The following is a 15885-nucleotide window of genomic DNA, read 5'->3' on the forward strand; positions in this document are numbered from 1 at the left end:
CATGACTCACACTTTATCAGAATATCAAATTGCTGGATTAAACTTGCCTCATGCGACTCCTAACGATCGATTAAGGCGGGTTTTGACGGCAGCATTGCCGAATCAAGGAAGTCCTACAGTCAGCTCAAATTTCCATTATTGGGAAGCTGAATTTTTTAACCTGGATCGAGTCAAAGTTTTTCAAGCAGCGAATGATGCCGAACAGTCTGCTATTCTTCAACTTGCCAATCGCAGCTTATTAGAAGAAGCCTATTACATTGAGAATGCAGGCGTTGGTTATATGGCAAAGATGGTGCTTTTAGCAGAAACAATTGAAGAACGAATGCTGTACGGATTGTTTGTGGCGGATGAAGCAACCCACTTAAGCCAAATTAGTTGTTTCTTGCCAGAAATTGAATTAACAGGTAGTAACGATCCGTTTCTGGATTTATTAGCAGAAGTTGTTGAAGGTACGGATAAAACCCTGTTGTTATTTGTGCTGCAAGTGGTGTTAGAAGGGTGGGGTTTAAGTCATTACCGCCGACTCGCAAAGGAATGTCACCATCAAGTGCTGGCAGAGGTTTTTTATAGTTTTTTGGACGTAGAAGCACGCCATCATGCAACGGGAAGTTTATTGTTTGAGGAAATTCCGATTTCAAAATCTAGTCAAACATTAATTATTGAACTGTTAGCAAGATTTCTGATGATGGTACAGGTTGGCCCGCAAAACGTACTAGCTGCGATCGCACAGGTGAAAGGACATCTTTCGCGATCGCAAAAAATCCAAATCCTAGAAGAGTTGGATACGGAAACTCATAGCGGGAAAAGGTTACAATTGTTGCGATCGCTAATGCGGGGAAAATCAGCAGATGCGATCGTTCAAGCTTTAGAGGATCGAGGTGCTTTTGTCCCCTTACCTGCTCATCAGTGTGTCAACCCAATTTAAACCTTTGATATGGAAAATCAACTATTAGATCGTACAACAATTGATCGCAAGTTGCAAATTAATTATAAACGCAACAAACAGCAAGACCATACAGCTTTAATGGATGAAGCAGTGGAAAAGTTTTGCTATGAAGATTGTAAAAATGAGTATTGGAATCCAGAGGAGTTTTCTTTACTCTATGGTACGCCTTTATGGGAACAAGCCAGCCCCCATCAGCGCCTAATTTTGAATCAGCTTTATTGGGTAGCTTACTACTCGCAAATTGTCTCCGCTGAAATTGCCACGATCTTTTTCAATCAAACCAGCGCCACTGGACTTTACGCTCGTGAAGATTTCCGCTTAATCTGCGATACATTGGATTTAGAATCTTCTCAAGAACGCGCCCATATTAATGCATTCCGCACCATTGCCAAACAAGTTGAACAAGCTTTGTTTGGAGAACTGATTTTTACCTACCCGATGCGGAGTCCCTTTACTGAAACAATGGTTTATGCTGATACTAATGCGTTGAAAACTTGGTGGAAAAAGATTCAACTTCAATACTTTGGGTTAATTTCTGCGAATAATACTTTTTTGGCTTGTCAGTATTTTACAGTCAGAGGAGTGCGGACATTGAATGGTAAATTAATTCAGCACAAACTCAGCAACTATTATCAAAAACATCCTCAGCAAGACTTAGCACCCATTCCTGCTAAAATTTCTTACTATCACTTTCTAGATGAAAGCTTTCATTTTAATAGTTCGACAATTTTATCTCACGATGTTGTCACTTGCCTTGCACCACCAACAGCTTTTGAAAAGTTGGTGGCAAATTTAGGGTTATGGGGATGTCAAAGGGATCATTTTCACTTTTCGGCGGCAATTAATGGGATTTTTTGGTACGATCCGGCGCTGTATGGCAAAATTTATCGCGTGTTGCGATCGCCCGTTTTCAACTTAACCGAAAAAGAGGCTAAAGACATGATGAGGCGCTGTTTTACCGAAGAATCAGAGGGATTGCACCGCAGTTATTTAACGCATCAGGAAGCAATGGCATCTTATAAAGTGTATGTTGAAAAACTTGATTATCTGTGGAAACGCAATCGAGAAATGTCACTGATGGCATCTAATTCAATTTCCCAATATTTGGCTACTCAAAAAAGTTCTTTTCAACGCTTTGAACGGCAGGATTTTGATCGTGTCTGATTTATATACAATCTCCTTTCCCGGAACTGATTATCCGCCTATTACTTTACAACCACATCAAAATTTATCCGAACATCTAACTATTCAGAATTCACCTGTATTGTTTGGCTGTCGGACTGGAATTTGTGGAACTTGCTTAGTTGAAGTTATTGGTGATATTCCTGCTGCTAAGGTCGATGAACAGGAAGTGCTGGATACCTTAGCGCCCGATCGTCCCAATGCCCGGTTAGCTTGTCAACTTGACCTTACAGCCAATGTTGAAATTTGCCAACTAGATAGATGATGTCTTCTGTTCGAGTATTTAACGTTATGCAATTGGCAGATTTCTGGTACATTGTCGCATTGAGCGACCAATTAAAACCTAACACGGTGTTAGCCCGATCGCTCTTAGGAGAATGGCTAGCAATCTTTCGGGGAGAAGATGGACAAGCAGTGGCGTTGCGCGATCGCTGTTTGCATCGCAGTAGTCGCCTATCCGCAGGAAAGATTTGTAACGGCGCATTGCAATGTCCTTATCATGGCTGGATGTACGATCGAAATGGCAATGTTATTGCCGTTCCTTCTGAAGGAAATTCGTTCAAAATTTCCCAGCAGCGTAGAGCAAAGTGTTATCCAACAAAAGAGCAAGATGGTTATGTTTATGTGAGGTTAATTGACAATCCTAACGAACATTTCGATCCCTTTTCCATGCCTCATTATCAAGAGCCAGGATGGGAAACAGTACGAGTAATTAATCGTTTTAGCAATAATGTTACTAATTGTGTAGAAAACTTTATTGATATTCCCCATACTGCCTTCGTGCATCCAGGCGTTTTCCGCAACTATCGCCAACAAAAGTTAGAAATGATGGTAGAGCGGAAAAATGGTTCTGTTTTGGTGGAGTATAGTAATGAAACGAGCAATCTAGGATGGTATAGTCGTTTTCTCAATCGGCAGGGTGCTAAAATTAAACATAGCGATCGCTTTTATATGCCGAATATTACCTGCGTAGAATACAAGATGGGAAACAACCGCCATTTATTCATTACCAGTCAATCGATTCCCGAAACTGAAAATTCAACGCTAGTTTACACGGATGTTACTTATAACTATGGCATTTGGAATAAACTAGCACGTCCGTTTATCCGATGGACAGCACAATATATTATTCAGCAGGATGTGAAAATTTTGGGCATTCAAGGGGAAGCGATCGCCAAATACGGAACCCACTTTTCTCACAGGCCTGCTGATACGATTCATGTGTTTGTAGAGTCTATTCAAGATGCGATCGCGTCTGGACAAGATCCCCGACAACTAGCCGATAAATCGGTTAAAGTTACATTTTGGGTCTAAGATTTTGCTATGCAAAGCTTTGTACAAGTTATAGTTTTTGTTGCTTTTATCGGATTGGTTGGATGGACTATCTTCGATAAATCTGGTCGAACTAAACTCCAAGCAAAACGTCTGGAAGATTGGTTATTAGACAGCGCTGGACTGTTTGTGCAAGGAATGCTGATTCCACTCCTGCAAGTTACGTTTATTTATCAGATGGATCCTTATGGTTTACCGATGCCAAAAGAATGCCTTAATCTGCCTCTGGTTTTCAGCTTTCTTCTCAGCTTTGTTGCGGTTGATTATCTCTATTATTGGAATCATCGCCTGTTGCATACTTTTTTTTGGCACATCCATCAAGTGCATCATACAGTGACTCATTTAGATGTTTTGGGAACATCTCGTAACACCATTTGGGCAAGCTTTCTAATTGTTTATCTGTGGGTTCATACGCTATTTCTGTACTTGCTAGCCGATCCCGCAGGCTATCTTTTAGGAGTTAGCTTAACTTCTGCCCTAGATTTATGGCGACACAGCCAACTAACCATTCCCTCAAACAGTTGGCTTTACCGTTATTTATCTCCTTGGTTGATTCTGCCACAGGATCACGCATGGCATCATTCTAGCCAGTTTCCCGATCGCAATTACGGTGCAAATCTGAAACTTTGGGATAAGTTGCATGGAACTTATTATGAAGAAAGTGAATTGCCAACCGAAATCGGAACCGCAACCTCATTAACTTTCACTCAAAAGCTTTTATTTCCTTTTTTATGACACTGCTGAGTAAAATTATTTTATTTTTTCCTGCTATCGTTTTATTGGTAACAGGCGGATCGCTCATCTATTTTGCACATGCACCCAGCATCCTCAGCGTTTTGGCTGTATTGTTTTCTCTTTACGGATTACCTGTTTTAGTTTACCGATTGCATCAGTGGATATATCCGCTTCGAGAGGGCATTAGTTATTTACAAGGAAAGGAGTATAGTCCTTGGTGGGGTAGCCATCAAATTCAGGTTATTTATATTGCAATTCCAGCTTTAGAGGCTGTGTTGCGACTGATTCCAGGGGTATTTTCCGGTTGGTTGCGTTTGTGGGGTGCGAAGGTAGGGCGAAATGTGTACTGGACACCAGGGCTAGAAATTGCCGATCGCGGTTTGTTAGAAATAGGCGATCGCGTTGTAATTGGACATCGAGTTGGCATTTATTCTCACGTTATTAAACCTCGAAAACAAGACTTAATGTTATATGTCAAAAAAGTCAAAATTGGTAATGATGCCTTTGTGGGTGCAGGATCGCATCTTGCCGCCGGTGTAGTAATTGAAGATGGCGTTTATATACCTGTTATCACTAACCTTTATCCCAATCAAAGGGTGAAATAATGCGTCAGTTAATTCAACTCTTTGGGCAACTTCTTGCACCAACTTTCCAGCGATTTTATCAAGCATTGGATAACCCTCAATTAACCCAAGAATTTGTCCAGCGCGATATTTGCGATCGCCTGATTCAAAGCGAGTATGGCAAATCCTTGGGAATTCAGTCTGTAGCAGATTGGCAGCGCGTCCCAATCGTTGATTATGACAAGCTTCAACCTTGGATTTTAGGAGAACAAAATTCTAAACGTAAGCGAATTCCACTTACACCAGAACCCATTTTGTTTTATGAAAAAACCTCTGGGAGTAGCGGTGCAGTTAAATGGATTCCTTACACGCGATCGCTCCGAAAATCGTTCAATCAAATGTTTTGTGTATGGGCGCACGACTTAATTAAAAATGGCCCTAAATTCTCAACGGGAAAGCTCTATGCCTGCATTTCGCCACAGTTAAACTTACCAGACTCTGACCCAGAAAATTCTCTTTCTTTGCAAGATGACTTGGATTACTTAGATAATTGGTTGCGCTGGTTACTGCGACCTTGGTTGGTGATCCCAAAGAAACTCGATCGCCTGCAGGATACCGAGGGCTTTAAACATCAGCTTTCTCTAGCATTATTGCAGGCAGAACAACTCGAAATCATTTCTATTTGGAGTCCCAGCTTTCTCCAAATTCATTTAAACTACATTCAGGATAATCAGGAATTATTGCGAAAAGAATTACAGGGAAAAATCTCAGATGAACGCCTGCAACTGCTGACTGAACATCAGATTCCTTGGAGGCAACTTTGGTCTAATTTAAAGCTAATTTCCTGTTGGGATGCTGCCAATGCAGCAGATGGGGCTAAAGGGTTGCGATCGCAATTTCCCGATGTATTAGTTCAGGGTAAAGGTTTGCTAGCAACGGAAGCCCCAATGACGATTCCGTTGCTAGAAGCTAACGGGTATGTTCCAGTGCTGGATGAAGTCTTTTTCGAGTTTGAAGACGATCGGGGTTCCTTGCACGAGTTACACGAACTCAGTATCGGGCAGGACTATACTATAATTTTGTCGCAAAAGGGAGGGTTGTATCGGTATCGAATTGGCGATCGCGTCCGGGTGACAGGTATGTATCGCCACACTCCTTGTTTAGAGTTTTTAGGACGACATGAAGCCATCAGCGATCTAGTGGGTGAAAAGCTACAAGAAAGCTTTGTGCGACATATTTTAGAGCTATTAAACCTTGATGAAACCTGTTTTAAAACTTTAGTTCCAGTTGCTAATCCGCCTCACTATATTCTGTTACTCGATCGGGCTAAAGAAACCTCAGATATCCTTGCTAAACATCTAGATCTTGCTTTGTCAGAATCAATTCAGTACCAGCGGGCGCGATCGCTCGATCAACTTGCACCTCCAGAAGTGTTTATTTCCCCTAAAATTCCTGAATTATTAGCTTTGTACCGCGTGCGATCGGGTAGTATTTGGGGTGGTATTAAGCATCCCATTCTCGCAACATCGCCTATTAACAATTTACTTTTTGATCAACTTAAATTTCAGCTTCAGTAAAATAGTTGAATCGTAAATTTTTCAGAGAAACCCGGTTTCTAGGCGTAAATCCTGAAGAAACCAGGTTTTTGGACAAAACCTGGCTTCCGCTTGATTAGACGTTGTTTAGCGTACTCTGACAGCAGTACCAATTGCAGTGATTAGCAATAAGCAACCGTTTTGATCGACATTGATCGTGCCGGTATCAACTTCAACACCAACAACGGCATTAGCACCGAGACGTTGGGCGCGTCGTTCCAGTTCGGCGATCGCTTCCCGCTGACCTTTCTGGAAAACTTCCTCGTAGCTGCCGGTACGCCCGCCTATAACATCTCGGATACCTGCAAAGAAATCCCGAAACACGTTGGTGCCATAGACGACCTCAGCGGTCACCAGACCCAAGTAGGATTGAATTTCCGAGCCTTGAATCACATCAGTTGTTGTGACAATCATTACAATTCCTCTAACCTGTTTAAGCACCGATTAAACTTTGTTGGCAACAACCAGTTCCCAAATTGAGCAATCCCTGATTAAATATCCAAGGCATAGCAACAATCTAGGAATGGCTCCAAACACAAGGGATATAGACCATGCAAAAGCGGCTCTTGTTCGCAGTCAGTTGGCTGTTATTGGCAGGGGTGGCATTAAGTTGTCCGCAACTTGCCCTGGCAAATGAACCGTTTGTAAACAGCGATAGCATCGCGGAACCCGAAGAACCCGAAGAACCCGAAGAATTTTTGCAGCCACAGCGTCGGTTACTTAACCCGACTCCCCAACAACCTACCTCCGAACTCGATCGCCTATTGCAGCAAGGGCGTCAGCTGGCAGAAGCTGGTAACTTCGCCCCAGCTTTAGCGGTATATCAACAGGCTGCTAACTTAGAGCGTAACAATGCCCGCATCTTTTCCGCTATAGGATTTATACAAGCGCGTCAGGGCAAATTCCAGGAAGCTGTCAACGCATATCGACAAGCGATCGCCCTCGAACCCAACAACCATCTGTTTCACTACGCCTTGGGATACAGTCTTGCTAACTTAGGCGACAATGTCGCTGCGGCAAATGCCTATCGGCGTGCTTCAGAACTCAACAGGGGCAACACTCAAGCTTTTTTGGGACTGGGCGCGGTATTATTCCGCCAGAAAGATTATCAAGGCGCTTTGAGAGTCTACGAACGCGCCATTAGGCTTCAGCCTAGAAGTGTTGAAATCCGCCAGTCCATCGTTGCCGCATTGATGCAACTCAAGCGGTATGATGACGCCATCGAAGTGTTAGAACGAGCGGTCAGCATCGCTCCTGATAACAGCCGCTTACGGTTACAACTGGCTTATGCCTTAATCGCAAAAGGCAACCAACGTGGAGCATTATCCGCTTTAGAACGCGCTGCTAGACTCGAACCGCGCAACGCTGACATTCAGTTGCAAATGGGTAAGATTCTCCGCCAGCAGAATAATTTGCCCAGAGCCTTAGCCGCTTATCAGCGAGCGGTAGAATTAGATGATAAATTAATCGAAGCACAGGCAGGGGTGGGCGAAGTTTTGCTGCTTCAGCAAAATTTTTCCCAAGCCGTAAGTGCCTATCGTCGCCTGATTGAAATTGCTCCCCGCGAAGCAGCCGCGCACTATAATTTAGCAGTCGCTTTGGCGAAAGCCGGATTTACCGGCGAAGCGATCGCATCGTTTAAAAAAGCCCGCGATTTATTTCAAAGTCAAGGCCAAAACGAGGGAGTTAAACAAGCCGAAAACGCCCTGCGCCAACTGCAACAAGGAAGCTCAGTTGGGAGTTAAAAGCGATTCGCTTTTGGCAACAAGTTCGGGACTTACGCTTGGGCGACCTATCACCAAAGTTTCCAGCTGGGATCTCTAGTTCCTGGCGCCACGATTTTTCCGATAAATCCGGATGGGTGCGCGTAATATCATGTCCTGAGGTATCGGTAGTGTATGGATGGGTAATTGCTCGCTTGCTAATTGCGAGCTTTTCAATAGCCTCCACAGCAGCCATTAGCGATTAGCTATTAGCAGTTACACAACCGTTGCCTAAGGACATGATATAAATCCTGAAGTTTACTCAAACACCACCGTGCGATCGCCGTAAACCAAGACTCGATTTTGCAAATGCGATCGCACTGCTCTTGATAGCACCACTCGCTCTAAATCTTTGCCTTTGCGAATCAAATCTGCCACTTCATCTCGATGGCTGACCCGCACTACTTCTTGCTCAATAATCGGCCCTTGGTCTAAGTTGGCAGTGACATAGTGAGCCGTTGCCCCAATAATTTTAACTCCCCGTTTATACGCTTGTTGGTAAGGATTTGCCCCCACAAACGCAGGTAGAAATGAATGGTGAATGTTGATCGCGTGGGGAAATTGATCGATAAAACTAGGGCTGAGAATCTGCATATACTTAGCCAGAACAACCAGATCGATGTTATAATGTCGTAGCAGTTCTAACTGTTTGGCTTCCTGCTCAAGTTTGTTCTCTTTGGTAATCGGAATGTGGTGATAGTCGATGCCGAATTGTTCTGCGATAGCGCGTAAATCAGGATGATTGCTAATAATCAGATTAATTTCAGCCGGTAGATCGCCCGCTCGCTGTCTCCAGATCAAATCTAACAAACAATGTTCCTGACGACTTACCCAAATAGCAATTCGGCGCACGGTGTCAGAGAAGTGAAGTTGCCAGGTTGCTTGCAAGGGTTGGGCAATAGCATTGAAAGCAGGGCCGATCAATTCGCGGGACAGACCAAACCCGTCTAACTGCCATTCAAGGCGCGTCAGAAACAGTCCAGCAGCAAAGTCGGTATGCTGATCGGCATGAACGATGTTGCCCCCATAGGCATAGATGAAATTGGCAAATTTTGCTACCAATCCTCGTTGGTCGGGGCAAGAAATGAGTAGGGTTGCTGTAGCAGAAGTCATAAGCACTCCGGTACAAATAACGTCTCATTAAACCCGAAAATCGATCGCCAGAATGTTCCGCCCCTAAACTTTTGGGTAAACCCGATACTTGGTAAGGACAAGGCACGATCAATATTTCGGGTTTGACAACCAATGTTTTACATGCGTCCCTACTGGCGCTGGCGGAGGGTGACATCTTCCCACACTTCCCTTCGGGTAAGTGTGGGCTTCCAAAGAATCACTTCTTGGAATTCCTGGTTGCTCCCTTGCGGGGTTTTGACACTTGCCTAGACAGAAAAGCATCTGCCCCCGGTAGATCGTCTGCACAGGCAGTTTCCATTCCCGTCTGTCCAACGGTACTGACTAGGGAAATTCCCCGATTTCTAATGACTTGACCTGAAGCTACATCCCTATCCGTCGTGTATCCACAATCAGGACAGTTATTAACCCTAACACTCAAGTCTTTTTTAACTTCACCCCCACACTCAGGACATTCCTGAGAAGTCCCTCTAGCGTCAACCTCACCAAAAAACTTTCCACGCTTCCAACACACATACTTGACAATGGTTCGGAACTGTCCAAACCCAGCATCAAGCATATGTTTACCAAACATCCCTTTAGCCCCCGTTCTATAGTCCAAATCTTCCATGAAGACCATATCACCAGCATCACAAAGAGCATGAGCTTGTTTGAAATGAAAGTCCTTCCTAGTGTTATCAATTGTGTGGTGAAGTCTTGCGACTTTAAGTCTGGCTTTCTCGTAATTGTTCGACCGTTTTTGTTTCCTCTTGAGTCGGCGTTGCAGCACTTTCAGCCTACGAGAGCAGACTTTTAAAGAACTTTGGCGGTTGAACGCTTACACTATCGCTGCTTGCCAAAAACTTTTGGATTCCCACGTCAACCCCAATCGGATGACCATGAGGCATTGCATCAGGAACGCTGACATCACATTGAATGTTGATGGATGCGTACCATCTATCTGCTTTCCCGATCGCCCTTACCTGCTTCACCACAAACCCACTGGTAATTGGTCGATGCAGGTTAATTGTAATGGCTCCAATCTTGGGCAGTTTAATATGGAAATTAGTTACATGATTCTCCTTAAATTGGGGAAACAGCAACGACTTAAATTGCCCGTAATTCTTGAATCTGGGAAACCCAAAACCCCTTTCCTGAAAGTATTCCCATCCCCGATGCAATTGCTTAATTCCTTGCTGAAGAACCTGAGAAGGATCCTCACCTAGTTTTGGGAATTCCTTCTTGGCTTTGGGCAAGTTGTTAAGCTGATTGATTTCCTTGGGAAACTTGGCTTTTGCTGGAATGATGTACTCTTTCTCCAAAGAGCATCTATCTATCAAGCACTTGCGACTATCGCACCAATCTTTTATCTCCCGCAGTGCGTAGTTGTATGCACCACGACAGATTTCCAGCCACTCAATCAACTTCTGTTCTTGAGCGGCATTAGGGTAGATTCGATAGCGGTAGTTAAATGTCAGCATCCAAGTATTATAGAGTGTTTACTGGGTGATGCTCAACTGTTAACTGTTAATTTTAGGAACGTTGAGTTGCGTAAAATTAACTTGGGGGAGTCGATGTACCGAAGGGAAGTTTGGGATACATGGACTCCCCCAAACCCCCTCGCAAGATAAATTCTGCGATCGCTAAATCTTGCGGCGTCGTGATCTTTAAATTTGTCTCTTCCCCTGCCACAATTCGCACCGGCAGACCGCATTTTTCAAACAAAGCCGCATCGTCGGTGACTTCCCACCCCGCCTCCCGTCCTTGGGCGTGGCATTGTTTCAGTTGTTGCACGTCAAACGCTTGCGGCGTCTGCGCCGCCCACAGCAAGCGCCGATCCGGCGTATCCTCAATCAAACCAGAGCCATCGACGATTTTAATCGTATCCTTCACCGGCACGGCGGCAATTAAACCCGGACAGGAAAGAATCGCTTCGGCGCAGCGGTCGAGTAAATCGGGGGTCGCCAAACACCTAGCACCGTCGTGAATTAGTACTTGTTGAGCTGCAACGGGTAGCGCTTGTAACCCGTTATAGACCGACTCCTGACGGGTAGCGCCGCCCTGGATTAGCTGTACTGGCTTAGTTAGAGATAGTTCAGCCAGAATTTCCTTTAAATCTGCCCAGTCGTCTGGTTGGGAAACAATGCCAATCCAACCGATTCGGCGCGAAGCTTCCGCCGCTAGAAGCGTCCAGGCAATTAGGGGTTTACCCAACAAACTCAACAAAAGCTTGTTGCGATCGCTACCCATGCGACGCCCCATCCCGGCTGCTGGAATTAATAAATACACGGTCTTGTTTAACAATGGTTGAACTAGAGATATCTTCCCTTAAAATGAGGAGCGGAAAAGCCTGTCTGGAGAAGTATGCGAGTAGTAGCCCTAGTTCCTGGCGGGATTGGCGATCAAATCCTGTTCTTTCCGACCTTGGACGACCTGAAGCGGTCTTACCCCGACGCCAACATTGATGTGGTAGTCGAACCTCGATCTGCGGGTGCATATAGAGTCTGCAAGTCGATTAACGATGTGTTGCTGTACGATTTCAAGGATCGCAACAGTCCCGCAGATTGGGGCAATTTATTGGGGAGATTGCGCGATCGCGAGTACGATGTTGCTATTTCCTTGGGTCAAACTTGGCTAGTCGGTCTACTGCTGTGGTTAACTGGCATTAACAAGCGGATTGGCTACGCAGGCGGCGGTTCGCCGTTTCTGACTGACCCGGTTCCCCTGAACAAAGACCAGTACGCCGCAGCGATGTACCACGACCTGCTCAAAGGGATGGGTATTACTAGCCCCTGTCCCCAGTTAGCCATCAACCTGCCCAAACAAGATATTCTATGGGCGGAAGCCGAACAGAAACGGCTGGGTATTACCGAAAGCGGCTATGTTTTGATCCACGGTGGTTCTAGTAAGCTAGCCCAAGCCAAAGGCATCGATAAAATCTATCCCGTCGAAAATTGGATCAAAATTATTCAAGATTTCCAACAACGACAGCCGGATCTTTCCGTCGTGGCGATCGCTGGACCAGAAGATATCGAGTTGGTTAACCAGCTGCTTTTGGCATTCCCCAACCTTAAATTTACCGCCCCAGAGGATATCGGCAAATTAGCCGCAACCATCGGCGGTGCCAGTTTGATGCTGTGTACCGATAGCGCACCCATGCACCTAGCAGTCGCAGTGCAAACTTATACCATCGCCCTATTTGGTCCCACCGATCCAGAAAAATTGTTGCCCAAGACCGATCGCGCGATCGCCATCAAATCCCCCACCGGGAAAATGGCAGACATCTCACCCGAAACCATCTTAGAAAAAGTTTGGGGCGGAGGCTGATTATACAGAATAGGTAATGGCTAATTGGTAATGGGTCATAGCAATCCCCAGTAATTTACTACCGGGGATAGACTTGCCACGGCTGAGGATACCTAAGCGGAACACCGGGCGGGTAGGTTTGAGTTGTCGGGACTTACGCACGAAGATCCTATCACCAAAGTTTCAAGCTACGAAAACGACGATTTTTCAGATAAACAAAGGTGATTTGCGTAAGTCCTGTTTGAGTAACTTGGAAGAATAGAGCTAGGCTCGCTGCTTTTGAATCAGTTCCTCAATCTAAAAATCGTCGTCGTCGCGCTTTGCCGCGAAACTCTCCATGCCGCCCCAATATTGCAGGCAATAGTAGCGATCTGGTGGATCGTCAGGGTCGGGTCGGGAAGCTGGCAGGGTTTGGCTGATAATGTTCGGAGCTAAACGCGTAATGTTCGGAGTTAAACGCGTAATGTTCGGAGCTACGCGTACGCACCAGTCGCTGGAGAAAACAAAACCAGCGACCGGATGCGTACGCTGGTTAGGGTTCAGCTAGAAGCTTCTTCCTCTTCAAATTCTTCTAGTAGCTTGGTCAATTCATCTTCTAAGTCATTTATCTCCCCTAAAATTTTTTGATGATGCTCTCGGTTCTCCTTAAGTCGGGCTTCTAGTCGTTGCCCATGAGCTTCTACGTATGCCAGATGAGCTTGCCGAATTTGCCTCAACTGGCGAAGCATTTTCCCAATATTTGCGGTTCCACGTTTTCGTCCATGCCCCTCGCCCAACGCTCGATCAATTCGCTCCGACTTGTATTCATCAGTTCCGCTAAGCGATCTAGCTTCTGAATACTGGATGGGGTTAGCATCAGGCTCACCCTCTGCTTGTACTCCCCGTGTCGAGTCATCCAAGCCTGTTTTTTCTTGTCGGTCATCGCCCACATCACCTGCATACATGAGTTACACACCTAATTTAACAAAACAGTTGTCAACTATATACATAAATGCTATACATAGTTAAGTGCCACCTACATACATATGTTGTGTCACCTAGTTCCCCCCACCCCACCAGGAGGGACGCCCCAAACCCAGCGGCGGTTCAGGAGCAACCCCAAGGCAACGATCCCCCCCTGCCCCCCCTTGTGCGGCAACAACTTCCACAACCGAATACACAACCGAATAACCGATCTGGAAACTGGGATTACCCATTTAAAGGAGGGATGCCACTGATGCGCGGTCCGCGCCGTTGAACCGACAACCAAATACTCTGTAAATACCTCTACAAATTTGGGGGATCGCGAAATCTCGCATACCCCTTTCCTCACCAACTAAAAGGAAAAAACCATGTGGCATGTAGTGCGGTATAGATACGGCTGAAAGCCTGAAGTGGTGGCAAGCTTTCTGCGTTGTTGTCAAGCGATGTGGCGCGGGAACGAACTGTCAAAAGAATTTCCAGAAGACAGGTTTTACCCGTGCTGAGAAAGCAGCTTCTACCAACGCCGATCGATTGACGATATCTCCGAGGAGACTACCTGGAGAACCAAGAAACAGGTAGCAAGTAGAAAACTAAATCCGAATTTAAGAAGGAGGTGATAACCCAGCACTTGTTTTCTATCACAATGTCTTCCTAATACTCCAGTTTTTTATTAGGGCATCGCTGAAGATGCCCCTTACTACCGAATCATGACAATCACGAAAATTAAATTCTCCACACCCGTTGCAGTCGAAGGTTACAACCAGGAACAAATTACTTTTACTAAAGAAGTTGCTCGCGACGACAACATACCAAATGTTATTATACCGGCGAAATTCGGGACAAAATCCGAGAAAATAGTTCAAGAGTTAATGTAGAAGTATCAACTACGAGGTCAAAAAATTAAGCTGATCCGAGTTTAAACGTTGCTGTGGGGTAAAGCCAGAGACATTTGAACAGATGGTGAAAGTGATAGCAGCCGAAAAAAAGCTGCAAACCCTGCCGGGAATACCAAGCAAATTAAGTATCCCAGAGCAAATATTAATGACTTTGATCTGGCGAGAATATCCCACATACTTTCATTGGGTAGCTGGGGGATTGACGCAGCAAATGCTTATATAATCATCCAAAAAGTGGAGAAGATTTTAATTAAGTCAGGGCGGTTTAACTGGCCAGGGAAAAAAGCACTTGTCCAAAGCTCGAGATTGAAAATGTGGTGGGGCGGCAAAACCAAAGATAGAAAGGCCAAAAACAACAGAAAAACTACTAGATTGTTTGACAAAAATGCCAGAGAATAAAGTCTCAGTTCCTAGCCAAACAAAAGAATAGAGAAATCATCTGTGTTCATGGCGGCAGAGGGAAAGTACATGATTTTAGTCTGTGGAAAAAGAGTAAAATTCCCCCTCGGCGATCCGGATACTTGAGAAGCGATACCCTGCAAAAACTCCCGGAAACAAGTCGAAATCCCCAGAAAAAGAGCAAAAATAAAGAGTTAACCGTGGAGCCAAAGAAAGCTAATCGCCAGTTAGCACTCATAGCGAATAGTTATCTCACATATTCATCGCCATCTCAAAAGATTTCGCCGAGTTTCATCCCGCTACAGAAATCGAAGAAGACGATTTGGTTTGAGACTTAATTTGATGGCTGGTATCTATAATTATGAAGTTATTCACCAACCAAAAGAGCAATCTTGAATTACTTTCGCCAGAGGTCTATTGAAGAGTTGAGACTCTTAGCCTCCTGTGTTTTACCCAGAATACAAGATTTGTCCAAAAAACAAGAGCCATGCAAAAATGAATTGGGATTGTTGTCACTAAAAGTCAAAACCAAAACCAAGGAATGGAATGCGGTGGCGGAATTCTTGAGGGCACAAGGAATTAAACCTGACGCTAAAGACATGCCTCTATTTTATCGGTGATTAGCTCGAGCAGTTGCTCGAGAAAATGTTGAAGATGAAGAAGATGAAGAAGATGAAGATGACTCTGATGACGATGAAGACGAATAAAATACTCCATTTTAAGCAGGTGATGACCGGCGATTAATCTGTAGCCAGCACAGAATGGTACTGCACAGATAAAGGCAGTTTCACCCAGGATACCATGGCGTTCTGCCAGCCTTTCTTCCCCCTGCACGCCGCGGGACCAACATCAGAAACCCACCACCGGATAGGGAAACCAGAAAGTAGGCGCAGTCAGGAAAGTAACTATTTCCATCAAACAAAATACTATGACTAATCGCAACAGGAAAAACCCCAAAAATCAAGATCTATTTCCTTTTTATGACATCGTTTATACCGATGCAGTGAAAGCAGAAATACAACAGCGGGTGCTGCGGAACCATCGATTGATGGCAGACTGGAATATGCAGATATCTCCACTAGGACCGCGTTGACC

General features: G+C 44.9%; 18 protein-coding genes and 2 pseudogenes. 13 read left to right on the forward strand and 7 right to left on the reverse strand.

The annotated features are described in order from the left end of the window. Nucleotide 1: 1 nt before the first annotated feature. From MiSe_RS15085 to MiSe_RS15115, 7 genes are read left to right on the forward strand one after another with little or no spacing between them, the layout of a single operon-like run. Nucleotides 2–925 (forward strand): ferritin-like domain-containing protein, encoded by a 924-nt coding sequence (locus MiSe_RS15085; RefSeq protein WP_226580904.1) that lies wholly within the window; start codon nucleotides 2–4, stop codon nucleotides 923–925. A 9-nt stretch (nucleotides 926–934) separates the two neighbouring features. Next, entirely contained in the window at nucleotides 935–2110 is a 1176-nt protein-coding gene (locus tag MiSe_RS15090) for a P-aminobenzoate N-oxygenase AurF (RefSeq protein ID WP_226580905.1), read from the forward strand. Further along, complete coding sequence (locus MiSe_RS15095) at nucleotides 2103–2393, forward strand: 2Fe-2S iron-sulfur cluster-binding protein (RefSeq protein WP_226580907.1); 291 nt, start codon at nucleotides 2103–2105, stop codon at nucleotides 2391–2393. Before MiSe_RS15090 ends, MiSe_RS15095 begins: the two co-directional genes overlap by 8 nt. A gap of 26 nt (nucleotides 2394–2419) precedes the next feature. Further along, a complete protein-coding gene (locus MiSe_RS15100) occupies nucleotides 2420–3442 on the forward strand; it encodes an aromatic ring-hydroxylating dioxygenase subunit alpha (protein ID WP_444980502.1) in 1023 nt (340 codons plus the stop codon). 9 nt (nucleotides 3443–3451) lie between these two features. Beyond that, nucleotides 3452–4195, forward strand: coding sequence for a sterol desaturase family protein (locus tag MiSe_RS15105; RefSeq protein WP_226580917.1), 744 nt, complete (start codon nucleotides 3452–3454; stop codon nucleotides 4193–4195). Further along, entirely contained in the window at nucleotides 4192–4800 is a 609-nt protein-coding gene (locus MiSe_RS15110; RefSeq protein ID WP_226580922.1) for a DapH/DapD/GlmU-related protein, read from the forward strand. Before MiSe_RS15105 ends, MiSe_RS15110 begins: the two co-directional genes overlap by 4 nt. Continuing rightward, a complete protein-coding gene (locus MiSe_RS15115; protein ID WP_226580925.1) occupies nucleotides 4800–6335 on the forward strand; it encodes a GH3 family acyl-acid amido synthetase in 1536 nt (511 codons plus the stop codon). The genes MiSe_RS15110 and MiSe_RS15115 overlap by 1 nt, the downstream gene beginning before the upstream one ends. A gap of 105 nt (nucleotides 6336–6440) precedes the next feature. Here MiSe_RS15115 and MiSe_RS15120 read toward each other — a convergent pair whose 3' ends face one another. Beyond that, complete coding sequence (locus tag MiSe_RS15120; RefSeq protein ID WP_226580927.1) at nucleotides 6441–6767, reverse strand: YbjQ family protein; 327 nt, start codon at nucleotides 6765–6767, stop codon at nucleotides 6441–6443. A 137-nt stretch (nucleotides 6768–6904) separates the two neighbouring features. Between MiSe_RS15120 and MiSe_RS15125 the strand changes: the two genes are divergently transcribed. Further along, nucleotides 6905–8098: a tetratricopeptide repeat protein gene (locus MiSe_RS15125; protein WP_226580930.1), complete on the forward strand. Its 1194-nt coding sequence runs from the start codon at nucleotides 6905–6907 to the stop codon at nucleotides 8096–8098. Between the two features lie 276 nt (nucleotides 8099–8374). Here MiSe_RS15125 and purU read toward each other — a convergent pair whose 3' ends face one another. The 3 genes and pseudogenes from purU to ispD all read right to left on the reverse strand — a co-directional run bounded on the left by purU (nucleotide 8375) and on the right by ispD (nucleotide 11515). Further along, the gene (gene purU, locus MiSe_RS15130; protein WP_226580933.1) at nucleotides 8375–9229 is read right to left on the reverse strand and encodes a formyltetrahydrofolate deformylase; all 855 of its coding nucleotides are present in this window, start codon (nucleotides 9227–9229) and stop codon (nucleotides 8375–8377) included. A gap of 217 nt (nucleotides 9230–9446) precedes the next feature. Continuing rightward, a pseudogene (locus MiSe_RS15135) lies at nucleotides 9447–10707 on the reverse strand (RNA-guided endonuclease InsQ/TnpB family protein). Nucleotides 10708–10783: 76 nt separating this feature from the next. Continuing rightward, nucleotides 10784–11515: a 2-C-methyl-D-erythritol 4-phosphate cytidylyltransferase gene (gene ispD, locus MiSe_RS15140; protein ID WP_226580953.1), complete on the reverse strand. Its 732-nt coding sequence runs from the start codon at nucleotides 11513–11515 to the stop codon at nucleotides 10784–10786. A 75-nt stretch (nucleotides 11516–11590) separates the two neighbouring features. Here ispD and MiSe_RS15145 point away from each other — a divergent pair, with 75 nt between their 5' ends. Further along, the gene (locus tag MiSe_RS15145) at nucleotides 11591–12553 is read left to right on the forward strand and encodes a glycosyltransferase family 9 protein (protein ID WP_226580935.1); all 963 of its coding nucleotides are present in this window, start codon (nucleotides 11591–11593) and stop codon (nucleotides 12551–12553) included. On the opposite strand, the gene MiSe_RS15150 is transcribed toward MiSe_RS15145, so the two are convergent. From MiSe_RS15150 to MiSe_RS52675, 3 genes are all read right to left on the reverse strand, one after another. Then, nucleotides 12554–12694 (reverse strand): hypothetical protein, encoded by a 141-nt coding sequence (locus tag MiSe_RS15150; RefSeq protein ID WP_226580938.1) that lies wholly within the window; start codon nucleotides 12692–12694, stop codon nucleotides 12554–12556. It abuts the gene before it with no gap. 377 nt (nucleotides 12695–13071) lie between these two features. Next, nucleotides 13072–13260: a hypothetical protein gene (locus MiSe_RS52670; RefSeq protein ID WP_226580940.1), complete on the reverse strand. Its 189-nt coding sequence runs from the start codon at nucleotides 13258–13260 to the stop codon at nucleotides 13072–13074. Then, complete coding sequence (locus MiSe_RS52675; RefSeq protein ID WP_373872798.1) at nucleotides 13245–13472, reverse strand: ribbon-helix-helix protein, CopG family; 228 nt, start codon at nucleotides 13470–13472, stop codon at nucleotides 13245–13247. Before MiSe_RS52675 ends, MiSe_RS52670 begins: the two co-directional genes overlap by 16 nt. Before the next feature lie 730 nt (nucleotides 13473–14202). Between MiSe_RS52675 and MiSe_RS15165 the strand changes: the two genes are divergently transcribed. The 4 genes and pseudogenes from MiSe_RS15165 to MiSe_RS15175 all read left to right on the forward strand — a co-directional run bounded on the left by MiSe_RS15165 (nucleotide 14203) and on the right by MiSe_RS15175 (nucleotide 15883). After that, a complete protein-coding gene (locus MiSe_RS15165; RefSeq protein ID WP_226580942.1) occupies nucleotides 14203–14370 on the forward strand; it encodes a hypothetical protein in 168 nt (55 codons plus the stop codon). Nucleotides 14371–15030: 660 nt separating this feature from the next. After that, nucleotides 15031–15186: pseudogene (locus MiSe_RS53810) on the forward strand (IS5 family transposase); the annotation flags it as partial. Beyond that, nucleotides 15183–15410 (forward strand): hypothetical protein, encoded by a 228-nt coding sequence (locus tag MiSe_RS15170; RefSeq protein WP_226580944.1) that lies wholly within the window; start codon nucleotides 15183–15185, stop codon nucleotides 15408–15410. The pseudogene MiSe_RS53810 and the gene MiSe_RS15170, both read left to right, overlap by 4 nt. 308 nt (nucleotides 15411–15718) lie before the next feature. Beyond that, the gene (locus MiSe_RS15175; protein ID WP_226580947.1) at nucleotides 15719–15883 is read left to right on the forward strand and encodes a hypothetical protein; all 165 of its coding nucleotides are present in this window, start codon (nucleotides 15719–15721) and stop codon (nucleotides 15881–15883) included. Nucleotides 15884–15885 lie beyond the last annotated feature (2 nt).

Source organism: Microseira wollei NIES-4236 (assembly GCF_020521235.1).
In the GTDB taxonomy this organism is placed as follows: Bacteria; Cyanobacteriota; Cyanobacteriia; order Cyanobacteriales; family Aerosakkonemataceae; genus Microseira; species Microseira wollei.

Coding starts and splice junctions, on each gene's coding strand:
- MiSe_RS15085 (WP_226580904.1), top strand. CDS start 2: ATGACTCACACTTTATCAGAATATCAAATTGCTGGATTAAACTTGCCT.
- MiSe_RS15090 (WP_226580905.1), top strand. CDS start 935: ATGGAAAATCAACTATTAGATCGTACAACAATTGATCGCAAGTTGCAA.
- MiSe_RS15100 (WP_444980502.1), top strand. CDS start 2,420: ATGCAATTGGCAGATTTCTGGTACATTGTCGCATTGAGCGACCAATTA.
- MiSe_RS15105 (WP_226580917.1), top strand. CDS start 3,452: ATGCAAAGCTTTGTACAAGTTATAGTTTTTGTTGCTTTTATCGGATTG.
- MiSe_RS15110 (WP_226580922.1), top strand. CDS start 4,192: ATGACACTGCTGAGTAAAATTATTTTATTTTTTCCTGCTATCGTTTTA.
- MiSe_RS15115 (WP_226580925.1), top strand. CDS start 4,800: ATGCGTCAGTTAATTCAACTCTTTGGGCAACTTCTTGCACCAACTTTC.
- MiSe_RS15120 (WP_226580927.1), bottom strand. CDS start 6,767: ATGATTGTCACAACAACTGATGTGATTCAAGGCTCGGAAATTCAATCC.
- MiSe_RS15125 (WP_226580930.1), top strand. CDS start 6,905: ATGCAAAAGCGGCTCTTGTTCGCAGTCAGTTGGCTGTTATTGGCAGGG.
- purU (WP_226580933.1), bottom strand. CDS start 9,229: ATGACTTCTGCTACAGCAACCCTACTCATTTCTTGCCCCGACCAACGA.
- MiSe_RS15145 (WP_226580935.1), top strand. CDS start 11,591: ATGCGAGTAGTAGCCCTAGTTCCTGGCGGGATTGGCGATCAAATCCTG.
- MiSe_RS52670 (WP_226580940.1), bottom strand. CDS start 13,260: ATGCTTCGCCAGTTGAGGCAAATTCGGCAAGCTCATCTGGCATACGTA.
- MiSe_RS52675 (WP_373872798.1), bottom strand. CDS start 13,472: ATGCAGGTGATGTGGGCGATGACCGACAAGAAAAAACAGGCTTGGATG.
- MiSe_RS15165 (WP_226580942.1), top strand. CDS start 14,203: ATGACAATCACGAAAATTAAATTCTCCACACCCGTTGCAGTCGAAGGT.
- MiSe_RS15175 (WP_226580947.1), top strand. CDS start 15,719: ATGACTAATCGCAACAGGAAAAACCCCAAAAATCAAGATCTATTTCCT.